This is a genomic window from Variovorax boronicumulans NBRC 103145 (genome assembly GCF_001591345.1).
Classification (GTDB): domain Bacteria; phylum Pseudomonadota; class Gammaproteobacteria; order Burkholderiales; family Burkholderiaceae_C; genus Variovorax; species Variovorax boronicumulans.
In genome coordinates, this window is record NZ_BCUS01000036.1 from 35,218 (window position 1) to 53,084 (window position 17,867).

General features: G+C 68.0%; 18 protein-coding genes. 11 read left to right on the forward strand and 7 right to left on the reverse strand.

The window, feature by feature from the left end; genetic code table 11:
- The first annotated feature begins 28 nt into the window (after positions 1 to 28).
- The 9 genes from VBO01S_RS12880 to VBO01S_RS12920 all read left to right on the forward strand — a co-directional run bounded on the left by VBO01S_RS12880 (position 29) and on the right by VBO01S_RS12920 (position 10,575).
- Positions 29 to 1,195, forward strand: coding sequence for an FAD-dependent monooxygenase (locus VBO01S_RS12880; RefSeq protein WP_062474596.1), 1,167 nt, complete (start codon positions 29 to 31; stop codon positions 1,193 to 1,195).
- A gap of 30 nt (positions 1,196 to 1,225) precedes the next feature.
- The gene (locus tag VBO01S_RS12885; protein ID WP_062474598.1) at positions 1,226 to 1,447 is read left to right on the forward strand and encodes a recombinase-like helix-turn-helix domain-containing protein; all 222 of its coding nucleotides are present in this window, start codon (positions 1,226 to 1,228) and stop codon (positions 1,445 to 1,447) included.
- Between the two features lie 11 nt (positions 1,448 to 1,458).
- Complete coding sequence (locus VBO01S_RS12890) at positions 1,459 to 2,511, forward strand: Rieske 2Fe-2S domain-containing protein (RefSeq protein ID WP_062474600.1); 1,053 nt, start codon at positions 1,459 to 1,461, stop codon at positions 2,509 to 2,511.
- Between the two features lie 23 nt (positions 2,512 to 2,534).
- Positions 2,535 to 3,503 carry a PDR/VanB family oxidoreductase gene (locus tag VBO01S_RS12895; protein ID WP_062474601.1) on the forward strand — a complete coding sequence of 323 codons (969 nt, stop codon included), beginning with the start codon at positions 2,535 to 2,537 and terminating at the stop codon, positions 3,501 to 3,503.
- 56 nt (positions 3,504 to 3,559) lie between these two features.
- Positions 3,560 to 4,666, forward strand: a complete 1,107-nt coding sequence (locus VBO01S_RS12900) for a porin (protein ID WP_062474603.1) — start codon at positions 3,560 to 3,562, stop codon at positions 4,664 to 4,666.
- Positions 4,667 to 4,681: 15 nt separating this feature from the next.
- A complete protein-coding gene (locus VBO01S_RS12905) occupies positions 4,682 to 5,839 on the forward strand; it encodes an alpha/beta hydrolase family protein (protein ID WP_062474605.1) in 1,158 nt (385 codons plus the stop codon).
- Between the two features lie 41 nt (positions 5,840 to 5,880).
- Positions 5,881 to 7,197 carry an MFS transporter gene (locus tag VBO01S_RS12910; protein WP_062474607.1) on the forward strand — a complete coding sequence of 439 codons (1,317 nt, stop codon included), beginning with the start codon at positions 5,881 to 5,883 and terminating at the stop codon, positions 7,195 to 7,197.
- Between the two features lie 655 nt (positions 7,198 to 7,852).
- Positions 7,853 to 10,087: a M1 family metallopeptidase gene (locus VBO01S_RS12915; RefSeq protein ID WP_062474608.1), complete on the forward strand. Its 2,235-nt coding sequence runs from the start codon at positions 7,853 to 7,855 to the stop codon at positions 10,085 to 10,087.
- A gap of 80 nt (positions 10,088 to 10,167) precedes the next feature.
- A complete protein-coding gene (locus VBO01S_RS12920) occupies positions 10,168 to 10,575 on the forward strand; it encodes a lipoprotein (RefSeq protein WP_062474612.1) in 408 nt (135 codons plus the stop codon).
- A gap of 146 nt (positions 10,576 to 10,721) precedes the next feature.
- Here the strand turns inward: VBO01S_RS12920 and VBO01S_RS12925 are convergent, their stop codons facing one another.
- The 5 genes from VBO01S_RS12925 to VBO01S_RS12945 form a co-directional block, all read right to left on the reverse strand.
- Entirely contained in the window at positions 10,722 to 11,456 is a 735-nt protein-coding gene (locus tag VBO01S_RS12925) for a transporter substrate-binding domain-containing protein (protein ID WP_062474614.1), read from the reverse strand.
- 70 nt (positions 11,457 to 11,526) lie between these two features.
- A complete protein-coding gene (locus tag VBO01S_RS12930) occupies positions 11,527 to 12,375 on the reverse strand; it encodes a substrate-binding domain-containing protein (protein WP_062474616.1) in 849 nt (282 codons plus the stop codon).
- Positions 12,376 to 12,424: 49 nt separating this feature from the next.
- Positions 12,425 to 12,628: a type II toxin-antitoxin system antitoxin gene (locus VBO01S_RS12935; protein WP_062474617.1), complete on the reverse strand. Its 204-nt coding sequence runs from the start codon at positions 12,626 to 12,628 to the stop codon at positions 12,425 to 12,427.
- Positions 12,629 to 12,673: 45 nt separating this feature from the next.
- Positions 12,674 to 13,570: an SPFH domain-containing protein gene (locus VBO01S_RS12940; protein WP_062474619.1), complete on the reverse strand. Its 897-nt coding sequence runs from the start codon at positions 13,568 to 13,570 to the stop codon at positions 12,674 to 12,676.
- A 24-nt stretch (positions 13,571 to 13,594) separates the two neighbouring features.
- Positions 13,595 to 14,515, reverse strand: a complete 921-nt coding sequence (locus tag VBO01S_RS12945; protein WP_062474621.1) for a LysR family transcriptional regulator — start codon at positions 14,513 to 14,515, stop codon at positions 13,595 to 13,597.
- Between the two features lie 109 nt (positions 14,516 to 14,624).
- Between VBO01S_RS12945 and VBO01S_RS12950 the strand changes: the two genes are divergently transcribed.
- The gene (locus tag VBO01S_RS12950) at positions 14,625 to 15,056 is read left to right on the forward strand and encodes a VOC family protein (protein WP_062474623.1); all 432 of its coding nucleotides are present in this window, start codon (positions 14,625 to 14,627) and stop codon (positions 15,054 to 15,056) included.
- 10 nt (positions 15,057 to 15,066) lie between these two features.
- On the forward strand, positions 15,067 to 15,981 hold the full coding sequence (locus tag VBO01S_RS12955) for an amino acid ABC transporter substrate-binding protein (RefSeq protein WP_062474625.1): 915 nt from the start codon (positions 15,067 to 15,069) through the stop codon (positions 15,979 to 15,981).
- Between the two features lie 29 nt (positions 15,982 to 16,010).
- Here the strand turns inward: VBO01S_RS12955 and VBO01S_RS12960 are convergent, their stop codons facing one another.
- Together VBO01S_RS12960 and VBO01S_RS12965 are read right to left on the reverse strand one after the other, a co-directional pair.
- Entirely contained in the window at positions 16,011 to 16,781 is a 771-nt protein-coding gene (locus VBO01S_RS12960) for a TIGR04325 family methyltransferase (protein WP_062474627.1), read from the reverse strand.
- Positions 16,782 to 16,871: 90 nt separating this feature from the next.
- Entirely contained in the window at positions 16,872 to 17,765 is an 894-nt protein-coding gene (locus VBO01S_RS12965; protein WP_062474629.1) for a response regulator transcription factor, read from the reverse strand.
- Between the last annotated feature and the right edge of the window lie 102 nt (positions 17,766 to 17,867).

A 17,867-nucleotide genomic window follows, 5' to 3' on the forward strand; every position in this document is an offset into this window, starting at 1 on the left:
CGGACAAGAACAAAGAGAGACAGAGACCATGCAGACAAGTGAATCCACCATCGGCATCGTCGGTGCCGGCATCGGCGGCCTGGTCGCCGCCATCGCACTGCGCCGCGCCGGGCACGACGTGGTCGTGTTCGAGCAGGCCAAGCAGTTCGCCCGCGTCGGCGCCGACATCAACCTCACGCCGAACGCCGTGCGCGCCCTCGACGGCCTGGGCGTGGGCGACGCCGCCCGCGTGACGGCGGCCCGCCCGTCGCACCGCATCAGCCGCACCTACGACAGCGGCGAAGAAACCTCGCGCCTCGAGATGGCCGACTCGGCCGAGCAGCGCTACGGTGCGCCGCAACTCACCATCCACCGCGCCGACCTGCTGGCCGCGCTGGCCGACATGTTCCCTGCCGAGCGCGTGGCGCTGGGCAAGCGCGCCGAGAGCATCGCGGCCGACGACAACGGCGTGACCCTGTCGTTCAGCGACGGCACCAGCGCCCGCGTGGGTGCGCTCATTGGTGCCGACGGTATCCACTCGGGCGTGCGCACCGCGATGTTCGGCGCCGAGAGCCCGCGCTTCACGGGCATCGTCGCCTACCGCGCCGTGGTGCCCGCCGAGCGCGTGGCCGGCGTGCCCAACCTGGGCGCCTTCACCAAGTGGTGGGGCCCGAACCCGCAAAGCCAGATCGTCACCTTCCCGCTGAACCGCGGCAAGGACATCTTCATCTTCGCCACCACGCCGCAGGACACCTGGCACCTCGAGTCGTGGACCGCGCCGGGCAGCGTCGACGAGCTGCGCGAGCAGTACGTGGCTTACCACCCCGAGGCGCGCGCGCTGCTCGACGCCTGCGACACGGTGCTGAAGACCGCGCTGTACGAGCGCGACCCCATGCCTGCCTGGGCGCAGGGCCGCATGGCACTGCTGGGCGATGCCGCGCACCCGATGCTGCCCTTCATGGCGCAGGGCGCCGGCATGGCCATCGAAGACGCCGTGGTGCTGTCGCGCCACCTCGACGGCGTGGCCATGGCCGGCATTCCCGCCGCGCTGCAGGCCTACCAGACCGCGCGGATCGAGCGCGCCAGCCAGGTGCAGCTCGGCTCGCGCGGCAACAACTGGCTGCGCGAAGGCGGCAACGCCGACTGGGTGTACGCCTACGACGCCTGGGCCGTGCCGCTGGGCGTGCCGGCGCAAGGCGCTGCTGCCGCCGCCTGAAATTTTTCCCCTCGCTTACGGAGGCTCACGATGCAACAAGACCGCTTTCTCCAACCGCACCAGGCGCGCCAGCGCCCGGCGACCACTTACGAAGACCTGCTGGGCGACGTGATCGAACGCGCCTACGCCGACGGCATTCATGACCTGCCGGGCCTGGTGCAACGCCTGAACGACAGCGGCCTGGCCACGCCGGGCGGCCTCGCATGGACCGAGGCGCTGTACCGCAAGGAAATGGCCACGCTGGCCGCCTGAGGAGAACCATCATGACCATCGCCATCCATCCCGTCGCACCGGCCCCTGCCGATCCGGTCGATCACCTGCTCGAGATCGGCCTGAAAGACCTCTGGTACCCGATCTGCCCCTCGCACTTCATCAAGGAGAACCCGATCTCCCTGCGCCGCCTCGGCCGCAAGATCGCGCTGTGGCGCGACGGCGAAGGCGTGCTGCATGCGCTGGAAGACCGCTGCCCGCACCGCGGCGCGCCGCTGTCGCAGGGCGTGGTGCTGGGCGACCGGCTCTCGTGCCCGTACCACGGCGTCGAAGTGCGCCATGACGGCGTGGTCACGCGCGTGCCCGGCAGCCCGGGCTGCAAGCTTGAAGGCTCGCGCGCCACGCGCCACTTCCACGTGCAGGAGCGCGCGGGCGCCGTGTTTCTCTACAACTCGAAGGAGCCGGTCGACGTGCCGCCGCCGCTGGTGCTGCCCGAGCAGCTGACCGACGAGGCCGAGTACTCGAACTTCCTTTGCTACACGGAGTGGAAGGGCGACTACCGCTACGTGCTGGACAACGTGATGGACCCGATGCACGGCACCTACCTGCACAAGCAGTCGCACTCGATGGCCGAGGGCGACTCCAGCGCCAAGTTCGGCGTGCGCCCGACCGACATCGGCTTCGTGTTCGAGAAGGAAGGCCAGCGCAACGTCAACTTCGACTGGACCGAGTGGGCCGACACCGGCATCCACTGGATGCGCCTGGAAATTCCGTACCCGAAGACCGGCGGCCCCGGCGGCAACTTCATCATCATCGGCGCCTTCTCGCCCATGGCCAACGGCATGACGGCCACCTTCTTCTGGCGCGCGCGCAAGCTGGCGCCGGGCTGGGAGCGCGACACCTGGCGCTTCCTCTACAAGAACCGCCTCGAGGCGCGCCATTGGCACGTGCTGGAACAGGACCGCGTGATGCTCGAAGAGATGGAAGCCGACGCCAACCAGCACGAGAACCTGTACCAGCACGACCTGGGCATCGTCCGCCTGCGCCGCCACATGCGCAACCTCGCGCAGGCGCAGCTGGCGCAAGCCGAGGCCGCCACGGCCTGAACTGCAAGCAAGCGAGCATCGCCATGTCTTCTCCCACGCTGAACGCCCTCGTGCACACCATGCGCTACGAGGCCGACGGCATCGTCAGCGTCGAGTTCCGGCCGGCCACACCGGCGGTGGACTTTCCCGCCTTCGAGGCCGGCTCCCACATCGACCTGCACCTGCCCAACGGGCTGGTGCGCAGCTACTCGCTGTGCAACCCCTCGAGCGACCGCCAGCGCTACGTGGTGGGCGTGCTCAACGACCGCAAGAGCCGCGGCGGCTCGCGCTACGTGCACCAGCAGCTGCGCGTGGGCATGACGCTGCCGATCTCGGCGCCGCGCAACAACTTCAAGCTGGAAGAGGGCGCCGAGCGCTCGGTGCTCGTGGCCGGCGGCATCGGCGTGACGCCCATCTGGTGCATGCTGCAGCGGCTCATCGCCATCGGCAAGCCGGTGGAGTTCGTGTACTGCGCACGCACCCGCAAGGAAGCCGCCTTCTGCGACGCCATCGAAGCGCTGGCCGCCGAGAAGTCGGTGCAGCTCACCTGGCACTTCGACGACGAGAAGGGCGCGCCGCCCGACCTCGCGTCGCTGCTGGGCGGCAAGGGCACCACCAGCCACTACTACTGCTGCGGCCCCACGCCGATGCTCGACGCCTTCGAAAAGAGCTGCGAGCAACTGGGCTACGCCAACGCACACATCGAACGCTTCGCCGCCGTGCATGTGGAGGCGCCCAGCGCCACGCAGACCTGCGTGGTGCAGTGCGCCAAGAGCGGCAAGAGCGTCGAGGTGCCTCCGGGCAAGTCGATTCTCGACAGCCTGATCGACGCTGGCCTCAACCCCGACCACAGCTGCAAGGAAGGCGTCTGCGGCGCCTGCGAAACGGCGGTGCTCGAGGGCGAAGTCGATCACCACGACGGCATCCTCACCAAGATCGAACGTGCGTCCAACAAGACCATGATGATCTGCGTCTCTCGCTGCAAGGGCGAGCGACTGGTGCTGGACATTTGAGAAGCTGAGGCCACAACCCACAAGACGGCCGAGAAGAAAACCAACCGAGACATTCAATGAAAAAGTACTTGATCGCGATGGCTGCGGCCACCGCGGCTGGCGGAGCGCTGGCCCAATCTTCCGTGACGCTGTTCGGCGTCGTCGACGCCTCCGTGGTCTACACGCGTGGCAGCGGCAACGGATCGGCCCACAAGACGCAGCTGGGCAACAGCGGCAACATGTTCAGCCGCCTCGGTTTTCGCGGCACGGAAGACCTCGGCGGCGGCTACTCGGCCAACTTCTGGCTCGAGATGGGCCTGCAGAACGACAGCGGCACGGGCTTTCCGTCGAACTCGAACAACCAGGCCAGCGGCAACGGCACGCCTGGCGTGATGAGCTTCAACCGCCGCTCGACCGTGAGCCTGGCCGGCCCCTTCGGTGAAGTGCGCCTGGGCCGCGACTACGTGCCCGCCTTCTGGAACACCGCGATCTTCGACCCCTTCGGCACCGGCGGCGGCATCGGCGCCAACCAGATCTACTTCTCGGGCCTGGGCGGCCTGGTGGCACCCACTGGCACGCGCGCCTCGAACAGCATCGGCTACTTCCTGCCGGCCAACCTGGGCGGCTTCTACGGCCAGGTGATGTACGCGATGGGCGAGAACGATTCGACCTCGGTGCTGCCCGGCACCCGGGTGTCGAACAAGCGCGACGGCCAGCACACCGGCGCGCGCTTCGGCTACCAGAGCGGCGGCCTCAACGTGGCCATTGCCACCGGCCGCACGCGCTACGCCGCCGGCGACCTGCGCGTGACCAACCTCGGCGCGTCCTACACCTTCGATGCGGCGCTCATGAACCTCAAGCTCACGAGCGAGCTGTACAAGGAATCGAAGGGCAGCACCGATGCCAAGGGCGTGCTGGTCGGCTTCCAGCTGCCCATCGGGCCGGGCGAGATCAAGGTCTCGTACGCGCGCTACAAGCTGGAGCCCGCCAACGCGGTGCGCGAGCCCACGTCGTCGAAGCTGGCCATCGGCTACGTGCACAACCTGTCCAAGCGCACGGCGGTGTACGGCACCATCGCGCGCATCAGCAACAAGAACGGTGCGACGCAGGCCCTGGCCGGCGCCATCACCATGCCCAACCGCGCCTCCAGCGGCGTCGAGTTCGGCATGCGGCACATGTTCTGACGGGAAGGGGCCGGCATGCGCGCAACCCCCGTCTGGCTGCAGGTGCGGCGCCTCGCGGCGCTGGCCCTCGGATCGCTGCTCGTGGCCGGCTGCGCCGGCATGTCGCCGGCGGCGCCGCCCGCGCCCGGCCAGCTGCTGCTGGCCAGCCCCGACAAGCTGCACGGCCTGCCCGACGCAGGGCGCAACTGGGTCATATCGTACGCGTCCACCACCTTCGACGGCGCAAACGCGGTGGTCGTCGGCCAGGTGGCGCTGCCGCGCACGCGCGCGCCCGCCGGCGGCTATCCGGTGATCGCCTGGGCCAACGGCTCGACCGGGCTCGCGCCCCAGTGCGCGCCTTCGCTGGTCGTGAACCGCGAGCGCGATGCCTTCCTCAACGCCTGGGTGCAGCAAGGCTATGCCGTGGTGCGCACCGACTACGCAGGGTGGGGCGCCTTCGGTCCGGTGCCCGACCTGCACAGCCGCAGCAATGCCGAGAACCTGGCCGATGCCGTGGCGGCCGCGCATGCGCTCGACGGCGTGAAGCTGCGCCCCGACTGGATCGCCGTGGGCCACAGCAAGGGCGGTGGCGCCGTGCTGTGGGCCGCCGGCCTGCCGGACCGCAGCGCCGGCCGCTACCCGCTGCGCGCGGCGATCGCCATCGCCCCCACGGGGCCCGGCGTGCTGCGGTTCATGGACAGCGTGATGCGCGGCGAAGCGGTGGCCGTCCCGGCGTTGCCCTTCGTGTCGCTGACCGTGATGAGCGCCAAGGCGATGAACCCGGCCATCGACGTGCAGGCCCTGGCCTCGCCCGCGCTGCGCCCGCACCTCGAGGCGATGGGCTCGGCCTGCCTCTCGGGGCTGTTCGCGATGCCGCCGCTGCCGCCGGGGCCGTACCTGAAGCCCGGCGCGGCGTACGACGCGATGGCACGGCTGCTGGCCGCGCAGGATGCCTCGTCGCTCACGATGCGGGTGCCCGTGTCGGTCATCCAGGGCGAGAAGGACGAGACGACGGTCACGCCCGACACCACGGCGGCGATGGTGCGCAGCCTGTGTGCGCGCGGCGCGACCGTGCAACTGAAGCAGTACGCCGGACAGACCCACCGGTCGGTCATCGGCGCCTCGCAATCCGACGCGTTCGGGTTCGCCCGAACGGTCCTCGACGCAGGCAGGCCGGCGAGCGACTGTCCCTGAAGCCGCACCGGCCCCCGTGCAACCCACCTGAGAAGAATCCCATGTCATCCAAGGCCATGCGCTGGTACGGGGTCGTCACCCTGTTCGTGATCGTCGCGATCTCCTACGTCGACCGCATCAACATCGCGGTGCTGATCACCGATGCGGCCTTCCTGAAGCACGTGGCCCTCGACGCCTCCGACCGCGTGAGCCAGGGCCTGCTGGCCACGGCCTTCATGCTGGGCTACGGCATCTCGGCCTTCGTGCTCACGCCGTTCTGCTCGGCGCTGTTCGGCGTGCGGCGCAGCCTGATCTACGGCCTCGTGCTGTGGGGCGTGGTGACCTGGGCCTCGCCCATGTTCAACAGCTACGGCCTGCTGCTGGCCTCGCGCGTGCTGCTGGGCGTGTCGGAGGGGCCGCTGTTCTCGCTGGCTTCGTCGTACATCAAGGCGCACTTCAAGAGCGACGAGAACGGCAAGCCCAATGCGCTGGTGAACATGGGCACGGGCCTGGGCCTGGCGGTGGGCTATCCGCTGGTGGGCTACCTGCTCACGCAGTTCGAATGGGACAGCTCGTTCCACGTGCTGGGCGTGCTCAACATCGTGCTGGGCATTCCGCTGGTGCTGGCCTTCGTGCGCATGCCCGCAGGGCACGGCGACGGCATCAAGCCTTCGTCGCTGGGCGATGCGATGTCGCGCGTGGCGGGCATCGTGAAGGGCGCGTTGCACACGCGGCACCTGTTCCTCATCACGCTGCTGACCTCGGCGGCGCTGGCCTACCTCTGGGGCAGCAGCAACTGGCTGCCGACCTACCTGCGCGAGGCGCGCGGCTTCTCGCTGCGCGAGATGGGCTGGATCGCCTCGCTGCCGCAGTACGCGACGGTGCTCGCGGTGTTCACGGGCGGCGTGCTCATCGACAAGCTCGGGCGCGACCGCGTGCCCTTCATCTTCATGGGCGCGAGCGCGGGCGTGGCACTGTCGGTGCTGCTGGCGATCAATGCGCGTGACCCGTACATGGCCGCGACCTGCCTCGTGGCGGCGAACTTCTTCTGGGGCCTGCAAAGCCCCGCCATTCCAAGCACCGTGCAGCACTGCTCGCGGCCCGAGCACACGGCCAGTGCCTTCGGCGTGACCAACGGCGTGGGCAGCCTCGTGGCGGGCTTCATGCCGGCGCTGATGGGCGGCGTGATCAGCGCGGTGTCGCATGGCTCGGGCGCGGCGAGCACGGCGGTGACGGCGGCCTCGTCGGCGGCGGGTTTCTTCGCGGGCTTTGCACTGCTCATCGGCACGCAGGTCGTCGTGTTCGCATGCGGCTTTCTGCTGTGGTGGCGCGAGCGTGCGCAACGCACCGCTGCAGTCTCTGGTTCACAGCTTTCGTAGCCTTCGCCGCGGCTTGAACCTTCGTACTGTGGCCGCTTCGTCACAGTGAAGGCCCCGTGTCTTTGTCATCTGCGTGAGCAGGTGTTTCGGTCGCAGAACCATCTTCGTATCGCATGGCACGCGTCGCGTGCCATGACGCCATTCGGCCTATCGCGCGCGAACAATTGGAGAGAGAAAAGTTCCGCGGATCGTTGAGCTCATTGCATCGATCAGCTACAACTGCGTGCACTTCAACGGACGAGGGAATGCGCGTGAAATCAACCACAAGAGCCGCAGCCAGTCTTGCCGTCGCCATCGCTTTCGCCATGGCCCCGGCCGTTCACCTGACGGGTGAACGCATCGCGTCGATGCACGGGCACTGAGCCCGGCCCGCGACACCCCACCGCGTTCACACGCTCCCCCCACACCCCGCGTCCTGACGGGAATGGCGCCGCTCGCCCCGCGCATCCTGGGACCTCCGCAGCACCTGCGGTGCGGTTCGGCCTGAGCCTGCGTTCCTGACGAACTGGTTGTTCGCCGGGAGGGCGCTGTGCTGCCCGCATTTCCTGTTGATCTGTCGTTCCACTCATCCCGCGCGCGTCACGCGCATCGCCGGCTATCCGCCGGTGCCTGCGGTGCGGCGCATGTTCCTTACCAAGAGTACCCAGAGGCGATCATGAAATCACTGAATACACCTGTCGTTCATTGCCTGGCCCTCACGGCCGTGACCCTTGCCGCGTTGACGGCCTGCGGCGGCGGCGGAGACAGCGGCGGTGGCGCATCCTTCGGCGGCTCCGGCCTGAACGCGCCGTCGCTGGCCAACGCGCCCGCGGCCGACAGCGGCGACACCACCAAGAAGACACCCGACGACGGCGTGCCCGCCGCACCCGAATCGGCAGTGGCCGCGGTCGATCGTTCGGCCCGGCCGATGGAACTGCCCGACACGGTCTGGCCCGTGAACTACAAGCTGTGGTTCCGCCCCGATGCGGCGCTCAAGACTTTCGTGGGCCGCGCCGACGTGGAGATCGACGTGCTCAAGCCGGTCGACGCCATCGTCGTCGCCGCGCACGACCTCAACTTTGCGCGCGGGCGCACCACGCTGCGCAAGGTGTCCAAGCCGGGCGAGGTGATCCCGCTGATTCCCACGCCGCAGACGCGCGGCGACTTCGTGCAGCTGCGGCTGAACGACGGCCAGATCGCCAAGGGCAAGTACCTGCTGCACATGGAGTGGGACGGCAAGATCCAGTTCTCCGATGCCGAGTACTGCACGCCGGAAGTGATGGCGAAGAACCCGCTGTGCTCGGCCGCGTCGGGCATCTTCAAGGTGGGGCTCTCGACGCCCGAGGGCGTGAGCAGCGACGCCATCGTGACGCAGGGCGAAACCAACTTCGCGCGCCAGTGGTTCCCGGGCTGGGACGAGCCGGCCTTCCGCCACACCTTCGAGATCTCGGCCGAGGTGCCGGGCGACTGGAAGACCGTGTCCAACGGCGCGCAGACCGAGGCCGTGAAACTGCCCGACGGCTACCAGCGCGTGGCCTTCGAGAAGACGCCTTCGATGCCGATGTACCTGGCCTTCTTCGGCGGCGGCAAGTTCGACATCCTGGCCGACACCTTCAAGAACCCGCTCGATGGCAGCGACATGGCGCTGCGCTGGTTCACGCCGCCGGGCCGCTCCGACTGGGCCAAGTTCGCGATGGAGTGGACCAAGGTGTCGATGGACTACTACTACAAGTACACCGGCATCTCGCTGCCTTTCAAGAAGTTCGACACCGTGGCCGCCAACGACAGCTACGACAACAAACCCAACACCGGCTTCGGCGGCATGGAGAACTGGGGTGCGATCTTCGAGTTTGCCGATGCGGTGCTCACCAAGCCCGGCGACAAGCCCACGCTGTACTCGGTGACCGTGGTCACGCACGAGGTGGCGCACCAGTGGTTCGGCGACCTCGTCACGCTCGACTGGTGGGACAACGTGTGGCTCAACGAGTCGTTCGCGCGCTGGTTCGAACGACGCACCACGATCAAGTTCCACCCCGAGTACTACAGCTTCTCCGACTACGTGCTCGACAAGCACAACGTGATCGTGGCCGACCTGAAGCCGTCGGCCGTGCCGGTGCAGCGCAACCTGAACGACGCGGGTTCGTTCGGCTTCATCAGTCCGTCGATCTTCGTCTACAACAAGGGCAGCCACGTGCTGGAGACGATCCAGAACTACATCGGCGAAGAGGCGATGCAGAAGGGCCTGCAGATCTACCTGAAGGACTATGCGTACGGCAACGTCACGCCCACGCGCTTGTGGACCTCGCTGGAAAAGGCCACCAACAAGAAGGTCAGCGACATCGGCGACAGCCTCATCCGCCAGACCGGCGTGCCGCTGCTCACCGTGGACGCACAGTGCGCCGGCAACCGCACCTACGTGAACATCACGCAGGAGTCGTTCCCCAACCAGAACCAGTTCCCGGCCTCGACGTGGACCATTCCCGTCACGCTGGCGTACGGCGACGCGATGGAAAAGCGCGAGACCTTCGTGATGTCGAACAACGCCACGCAGGTCGAGCTGCCGGGCTGCACCGCGGTGCTGGCCGGGCCGACGGGGCAGGACTACTACGTGAGCAACTACAGCGCGCCCTCGTGGAGCAACCTGCTGGCTAAGGTGCAGAACTTCGCGGGCAACAAGCCGCTGCTGCTGAACATCGAGCGCGATGCCTTCCGCCTGCTGGGCGTGGGGCGCATCACGCAGGCGCAGTACGACCAGATCAAGGGTGTGCTCAACCTGCCGGCGCCGCTGCTCGCCAAGACGCAGCAGAGCCAGCAGAAGATGGCGGCGGTGGAGGCGGGCGGCAAGGAAGAGTACCCGCACGCGCTGCGCTTCCAGGGCAACCTGACGCTGCGCGAGAACCAGAAGCGTTGAGTTGTTGAGCCTTCTTTCGTGAATCTCGCATGTGCCGCTGGGCGTGCCTGGCGGCGCATGCGTCACCCCATTCGAATCTCATGAAAACACTTCTGAACTCTTTGCTGGCAGTGGCCTGCGTCTCGCTGCTTTCGGCCTGCGGCGCACGCGGCGGGCCCGAGACCGAGCTGGTCGGCGTCTACGCCGTCGAACGTAACGGCGTGCTCAAGGAGGTCGTCAAGATCGAGCGCGACGGCGACCGCTACATCATGCGCGACAAGGTGCGCACGCCCGAATGGAGCGAGCCCAAGATGCAGATGCAGCCGGTGACGCGCGAGCGCTGGAGCCGCATCACCACCGACACGGAGAACACGTCCTTCGTCGGCATCTCGAGCGACCAGCTCGGCATCTTCAAGGTGCCGCCCGGTTGGCAGAAGAACGGCTTCAAAACCCAGACGGGCTACTTCCTGTTCTATTCGCAGGGACCGGTGGAAGCGCACAAGCTTTGAGAGGCCGGCACCACGACAGCGCCCATCGTGCGCAGGACACTGGGTGCTTCCCGCAGCGAAATCAAGGAGGAGGCCGAAGGCCGGGGGACATTCGCGGAGGGAAGTACCCGGTGGCCTGTGCACGCGCCCTGAACAAGAGCGCCTAGTTACGGCGCAACGATCGCGCCTTCGATGCGATGGCGCTTCAACGCATCGGCCACGAAGCCCGAAGCCTTCATCTCTTCGACGAAGGCCGCAAGCAGCGCCTGCGCCTCGGCCCCCCGACTGGCCGGCGTCCCCATCGCCTGCTGGATCACCATGAAGCGCCCCGGCAGCACGCGCACCCCAGGTGCACGGGCCGCCTCGCTTTCGAGCAGCTGGCGGATGCCCGCCGCCACCTCGACCTCGCCCGCACGCAGTGCAGCGAGCGCAGGCCCCGCGCCCTGGAGGCGCACGATCTCCGCCGCCTTGATCTCGCGCGTGAGGAACAGGTCGTAGGCGCTCCCAGAGCCGACCGAGATGCGGTGGCCTTGGGCATCGACCTGCGCGTTGTCGGTCAGCGCAGAAGATTCGGGCACGAGGTAGCTGCCTTCGATCAGCACGTAAGGCGCCGTGAAGCGCAGCCCTTCGCTGCGCGCCGGATCGACCGCGAAGAAACCGATGTCGGCCTTCTCGTTCTTCACCGCGTCCACCGAGGCCGCGGCCTTCTCGAACACCACCAGCTCGATGCCCACGCCAAGGCGCCGCGCGAACTCGCGGGCCAGGTCGATCGACACGCCGACCGGTTCGCCCGTGGTGGCGTCCTTGTTGGCCAGGATCGGATTGCCGAGGTTGATCGAGGCGCGCAGCGTGCCGCTGGGCGCGAAGGCGGTCACGAGGGCGGAAGAGGGCGATGTGGTCATGGCGTCCGTTCGTCGGGAAGGCGGAAGGAGGGGATGAAGGGCGCCAGTTTACGGGCCGTGGGGCGCCGGATCAGCGTGCCGACAGGGGTTCCAGCCCCGTCTTCGCGATCGTCGGCGCCGCGGCCGGCGCGTTGAGGTAGCGGATCAGCTGGCGCGCCGCCTCGGGCTGCTTGGAGGCCGTGGCCACGCCGGCCGAGAACACCGTCACGCGCTGCACTTCGGCGGGCAGCGGGCCGATGTAGTCGATGCCCTCGATGGGCAGCAGCTCGCTCACCTGCTGCAGGCCGAGGGCCGCGTCGCCGCGCGCCACCACCGTGCCCACGCGCTCGCTGAGGATGCGCTTGCTCTTGGGCTTCACCTGGTCCTCGATGCCCAGCGTCTTGAGCAGCTCGGTCTCGTAGTAGGTGCCGCTCGCGCTCGCCGAGTAGGCGATCGACGGCGCCGCGAGCAGCGTGCGCTTGAGCGCATCGACCGTGCCGATGTCGGGCTTGGGCGCGCCCTTGCGCACCGCGAAGCCGATCGACGAACGCACCAGGTCGACCTGGCTGCCCGCCACCACCTTGCCCTGCGCCACCAGCGCATCGAGCGCGGGGCGCGCCAGGATCACCACGTCGGCGGGCTCGTTGCGGCCGAGGCGGCTGGGAATCGAATCGCTGGCGTTGCCCATCGACGCGCCGTACGCCGTCTTCACGATGCGGCCGGTGCTGCGCTCGAAGCCGGGGCGCAGCTCGTTGTAGGCGGCGGTGAAGCCGCCGGAGGTCATGACGTGGATGTCGCCTGTGGCGGCGGGTGGTGTGCTGACGCAACCGGCGAGCGCGAAGGAGGCGGCCAGCGCCAGGGCGGCGCGGCGGGTCAGGGCGGAACGGGGGAAGGCGAAGGCTGTCACGGCGTGTGTCTCCTGAAGATCGTGCCGTGCCATCGTAGGGGCCGAGGCTGTCAATCGGCCTTCAGGAAATTCGGGGTTACTACTAGCGCGAGGGCTTGGGCGGGTCCGCGTCCTTGGCGGGCGCAGCCGCCGCCGGCAGGCGCCCCCGCTTCGCCAGCCCTTCGCGCAGCAGGAACTCGACCTGCGCGTTCGCGCTGCGCAGCTCCTGGGCCGCCAGCCGCTCGATCTCGGCCCACAGGGCCGGATCGATGCGCAGCGGGTAGGACTTCTTACCGGGACTGGCCATCAGGGAACAACGACGTGGCGGCGGTGAGCGGGGGCCGTGGATGCATCAGGTGTAGAGCGTGCCCGTGTTGACCACGGGCTGGGTTTCGCGGTCCGAGCACAGTACCACCAGCAGGTTCGACACCATCGAGGCCTTGCGCTCGTCGTCGAGCACGACGAGGTTGCGCTCCGACAGCCCCTTGAGGGCGGCCTCGACCATGCCCACCGCGCCCGCCACGATCTGGTGCCGCGCGCTCACGATGGCCACGGCCTGTTGGCGCCGCAGCATCACCTGGGCGATTTCGGGCGCGTAGGCCAGGTGGGTGAGCTTGGCGTCGAGCACCTCGACGCCGGCGCTGGCAAAGCGCTGGTTCAGCTCGGCCTTGAGGGCGTCGGCCACCACGTCCAGGCCGGCGCGCAGCGTGACCTCGTCGCTTTGCAGGTCGTCGCCGCTGTCGTAGGCGTAGAGCGTGGCCAGGTGGCGGATGGCGGCTTCGGACTGGATGGCGACGAACTTGTTGTAGTCGTCGATCTCGAACACGGCCTGCGCCGTGTCGTGCACGCGCCAGACCACGGCCGCGCCGATCTCCACCGGGTTGCCGCGCTTGTCGTTCACCTTCAGCGGCGGCGTGTTCAGGTTGCGCGCGCGCAGCGAAATTTTCTGGCCGGCCTGGAACGGGTTGGTCCAGCGCAGGCCCTCGGTGCGGTCGGTGCCCTGGTACTTGCCGAAGAGCGTGAGGATGATGCCCTCGTTGGGCTTGAGCATGTACAGGCCCGGCAGCAGCGAGACGCCGACGACGATCAGCAAGATGCTCAGGGGCAGCGGCATCATCCGCCGCACGAGAACCCAGGCGCCGACCGCAAGGATCAGCAGCGCCACGGCGACGATGCCGTATCCGTTGACGGACCGGTACGGCCGCTCCCTGCGGACAGGGCGAGGGATGGACGGGGTCTGCTCGTGCATGAAGGCCTCCTGTTGAAAGTGATATCACTCTAATATCTTTTTTGAGGTCGTCAAGGCTTTCTTTCGCCCCGCCTTCGCGGGTTCGGCCGCGTCCCGCAGACACTGCGCAAATTGCGCGACGAGGGGCGGGCTGGCGCGTGGCTTGCGCTGCAGGAGGCCGATCTCGCGATGGAACGTGGCCTCGCCGAGGGACAGCATGCGCACGCCCGGCGGCAGCGGCAAGTGGGCCTCGACCCACGGCACGAGCGCAACGCCCAGGCCCTTGGAGGCCAGGTGGATGAGCCCGGAGATTTCGTCGACCTCGATGGCGTCGTTGACCACGAGGCCTTCGCGCTGGAGGAATCGTTCGACCATGCGCCCGCCGAACGATGCGCGGTCGTAGCGCAGGAACGGCTGTTCCTGCAGCAGCGTGCGCCAGTTCCTGCCCGGCACGCTCGCGGGGGCAATGAGCACATAGGGCTCGCGCACCAGGGTCTGCCAGGTCAGCTCGGGAAGAATGCCGAAAGGCGGCCGGATGATCACGGCCGCATCGATGCTGCCGGCGTCCAGGTCGTCCATCAGCCGCATCGACACGCCGGGCGAGATGTGCACGCGCAGCAGGGGGAAGCCGGCGCGCAATTTTTCGAGCGCCCGCGCCACCAGTGTCGGCTGCGCGGACGCAATGGCGCCGATGCGCAGCAGCCCGGCATTCGCAGCGTCGTCGGGCAGCTCGCCGAGCTTGGCGTAGAGGCCGCAGATTTCTTCCGCCCGTCCCAGCGTGGTCTCGCCCGCCGCATTCAAGGTGGCAGAGCGGCCTGTGCGGTCGAAAAGCGGGAACCCCAGGGATTCCTCGAGCCGCTTGATCTGGCTGCTGACGGCCGATTGCGTGAGGCCGATGCGCTCTCCCGCCGCGGCGAATGTGCCGTGGCGACACACGGCGATGAAGGTTCGAAGCTCGGTGATCATTCGGGATTCATCGAAATGGGTGGTGCTCAGCGATGAAATATATCGTTTTCGGTTATGTGGCCCGCTGCTTAGAGTTTGCTCACCCTGAACTCCTTGATCGATGAACCCCATGAGCACCCCCACTGCACGCATCCCGTTCCACCTGGCCTTTCCCGTGCGCGACATCGCCGAGGCGCGCGCCTTCTACGGCGAGTTGCTCGAATGTCCCGAAGGCCGCAGTTCGACCGAGTGGGTCGACTTCAACTTCCACGGCCACCAGATCGTGGCGCACCTGGCGCCCGACGAATGCGGCCACAAGACGCACAGCGCCGTGGACGGCCATGACGTGCCTGTGCGTCACTTCGGCGCCGTGCTGCCGATGGACCTGTGGCAGGCAATGGCCGACAAGCTCATCGCACGCCAGACGAAATTCGTGATCGAGCCCTACATCCGGTTCAAGGGCGAGCCCGGCGAACAGGCGACGATGTTCTTTCTCGACCCGTCGGGCAACGCCATCGAGCTGAAGTCCTTTGCGGACCTGGATTCGCTGTTCGCCGTCTGAAAGCGCCGACGTGAAAACAACCCACTGCCTTCTGGCGGCCGCAACGGCCGCGGCGCTCCTGCTGTGCGCCGGGCGTGCATCCGCCCAAACCGACGTGCTGAAGAAGATCAGGGAGTCCGGCGCCATCACCATGGGCGTGCGCGACGCCTCGGGCGCCATGTCCTTCACGCTGGGGCCCGGCAGCTACACGGGCTTTCACGTCGAGGTCTGCGAACGCGTCATTGCCGACATCGGGAAGGCGTTGCAGATCGGCAAGATCCACGTGAAGTACCAGCTCGTCACGCCGCAGAACCGCATGCCGCTCGTGCAGAACGGAACGGTCGACATCGAGTGCGGCACCACGACCAACAATGCGGCGCGCCAGAAAGACGTCGCGTTCGCCCCGACGCTCTATGTCGAGGGGGTTCGCATCGCGGTCAAGGCGACATCCGGCGTTGCTTCTGCGGCCCAGCTCGCCGGCAAGGCGGTGGCCGTCACGACGGGGAGCACCTCCGTCCAGCTGCTGAGAAAACTCAAGCGCGACAACGCCCCTGAGATCGCGCAGGTGTACGCCAAGGACAACAGCGAAGGGTTCCTGCTGCTCGAATCGGGCCGCGCAGAGGGCTTCGTCGCCGACGGGCAGATCCTTGCCACCTTGATTTCCAGGAGCAAGGAGCCGGCGCAGTACCGGTTGCTCGACCAGGTGCTCAGCGTCGAGCCGATCGCGATCATGATTCCCAAGGGCGATGCCGCGTTCAAGAAGCTGGTCGATCAAAGCGTCCTGGCGTTGGCAAGGAGCGGGGACGCCGCGCGGATCTACGACAAGTGGTTCATGCAGCCCATTGCGCCGCACGGCGCGAAGGTGGGACTGCCGGCCAGCGCCCTGACCAGGGCCGCCTGGGCCAACCCCAGCGACAAGCCGATGGAAGACTACGAGGTGCGATAGGGCGGCACCCGCAAGGCGACGAGGTCGAATCAGGCGATCAGGTCGAAGCAGCAGCCCGCGTAGTAAGGCTTGTCGCCGCCATCGACGAAGGGCACTTCGATCGGCTTGCCCTCGTTGCGCCACACGTCGCGCTTGCGGTAACCGGAGCGTGCCAGGTCGGCCAGCAGTTCGTCGTGGTGCTGGATGCGGTAGGCGCACACGGCCACGCCGATGCTGTTAAGCGTGTAGATCGTGCGCTCGGGGTGCACGGCCGTGGTGTTCATGACGATGCGCCGGGGCTTCACGGCGAGCGCGGAAAGAATCGCGTCCATGCGCATCGGCAGGTACTGCAGGCTGCCCGACACGTACAGCACGTCGCAGCCGCTCGCGTCGCGGTAGTCGGTGGTGAAGCCGAGCTGCCCGGTCGCTTCGCGCTTGACGGCCATCGCGCGGCCGCTCTCGACCACGCCGGGCACGTCGCAGACCGTCCAGCGCAGGGTGTCGGGGTAGCTCAGCACGCGCCGGAAGGCGTAGTACTTGATGCCGACGTGCCCGCCCAGGTCGAACACGCGCGTCAGGCCCGCATCGATGGAGCGGCCCAGCCAGAAGAGGCCGGGATAGTCGTAGAAATAGATCTGCGGGCTGTAGAGCTCGCCCGCGTCGGCGTTGGCGTAGCCGACGGCCTTGGTGGGCGGTGCGCCGGCCTCGGCCGCCTCGAAGCTCTCGAACGACCCCATGAAGAGGTTCTCGTCCGTGTTGTTCAGGAACTTGCGCCGGTAGGCGCTCTCGCGGGGCGGGAAGGTCAGCAGGCTTGAAAGCATGTCTCTCTCCTGTGGCTTTCGCATTCTGAGCGCAACCGGCGCCTTTGGGGCGATAGCCCAGTGCCGCAGGGGCGGTTACCCCGTGGGGGTTTACATGCCGCTCGCCAGTGCCGCCGCCGCCGCGCGGGTCTCCACCCCCAGCTTCTCGAAGATGTGCTCCAGGTGCTTGTTCACCGTGCGCGGGCTGGTGCCCAGGATCTCGCCGATGTCGCGGTTGGTCTTGCCCTTGGCGAGCCACGACAGCACCTCGGTCTCGCGCGGCGTGAGGGCCGCGTCGGCCAGGCGCGCGGCAGGGCCTTCACGCTGGATGGCGAACAGCAGCATGGTCTCGCCCAGCGCCGCCGCGCCCAGGTTGCGCACCGACAGGCGCATGCCCGTGGCGGTGCCGATGGCGATCGACGCACCCGGCGCCAGCGCAGGCTCCACCGACGCGGGCAGGCGCCCCGGCGCCACCGGGTCTTCGAGCGCATGCAGCCACAGCGCGGCCTGCGGCGAGCGCCAGGCGATGCGCCCGCGCGTGTCGACGAACACCACGCCCATGCCCGCCACGTCGACCGCGTCGCGCGCCATGCGCGTGATGCGGGCGTTGCGCGTGTGGGTGTGCAGCCGCGCCAGCACCTCCTGCGCGCGGATCGGCTTCACCACGTAGTCGACGCCGCCGCACTCGAAGCCCTCGACCACGTGCGCGGTTTCCGACAGGCCCGTCATGAACAGCACCGGAATGTGCGCCAGCGCTGCGTTGGCCTTGATGCGCCGGCAGGTCTCGAAGCCCGAGAGGCCGGGCATGAGGCCGTCGAGCAGGATCGCGTCGGGCACCACCAGTTCGAGCCGCTGCAGCGCGGCCTCGCCGTCGGCCGCCACCAGCACGGTGTAGCCGCTGGCCTCGAGCGTGTCGCACAGCATGCCCAGGCTGCTGGGGGCGTCGTCCACCACCAGCACGACGGGGCGTTCGGATTCATGACCGGGCGAGGGGAGTGTCTGCATCTTCTGCCAGTGCGTTGCGGAGGGTGTCGAGTTCGAAGCGCGCGACCATGCCGCGCAGCCAGGTGCAGGTGGCCGCCGCGGCGGGCGAGGCCGCGGCCAGCC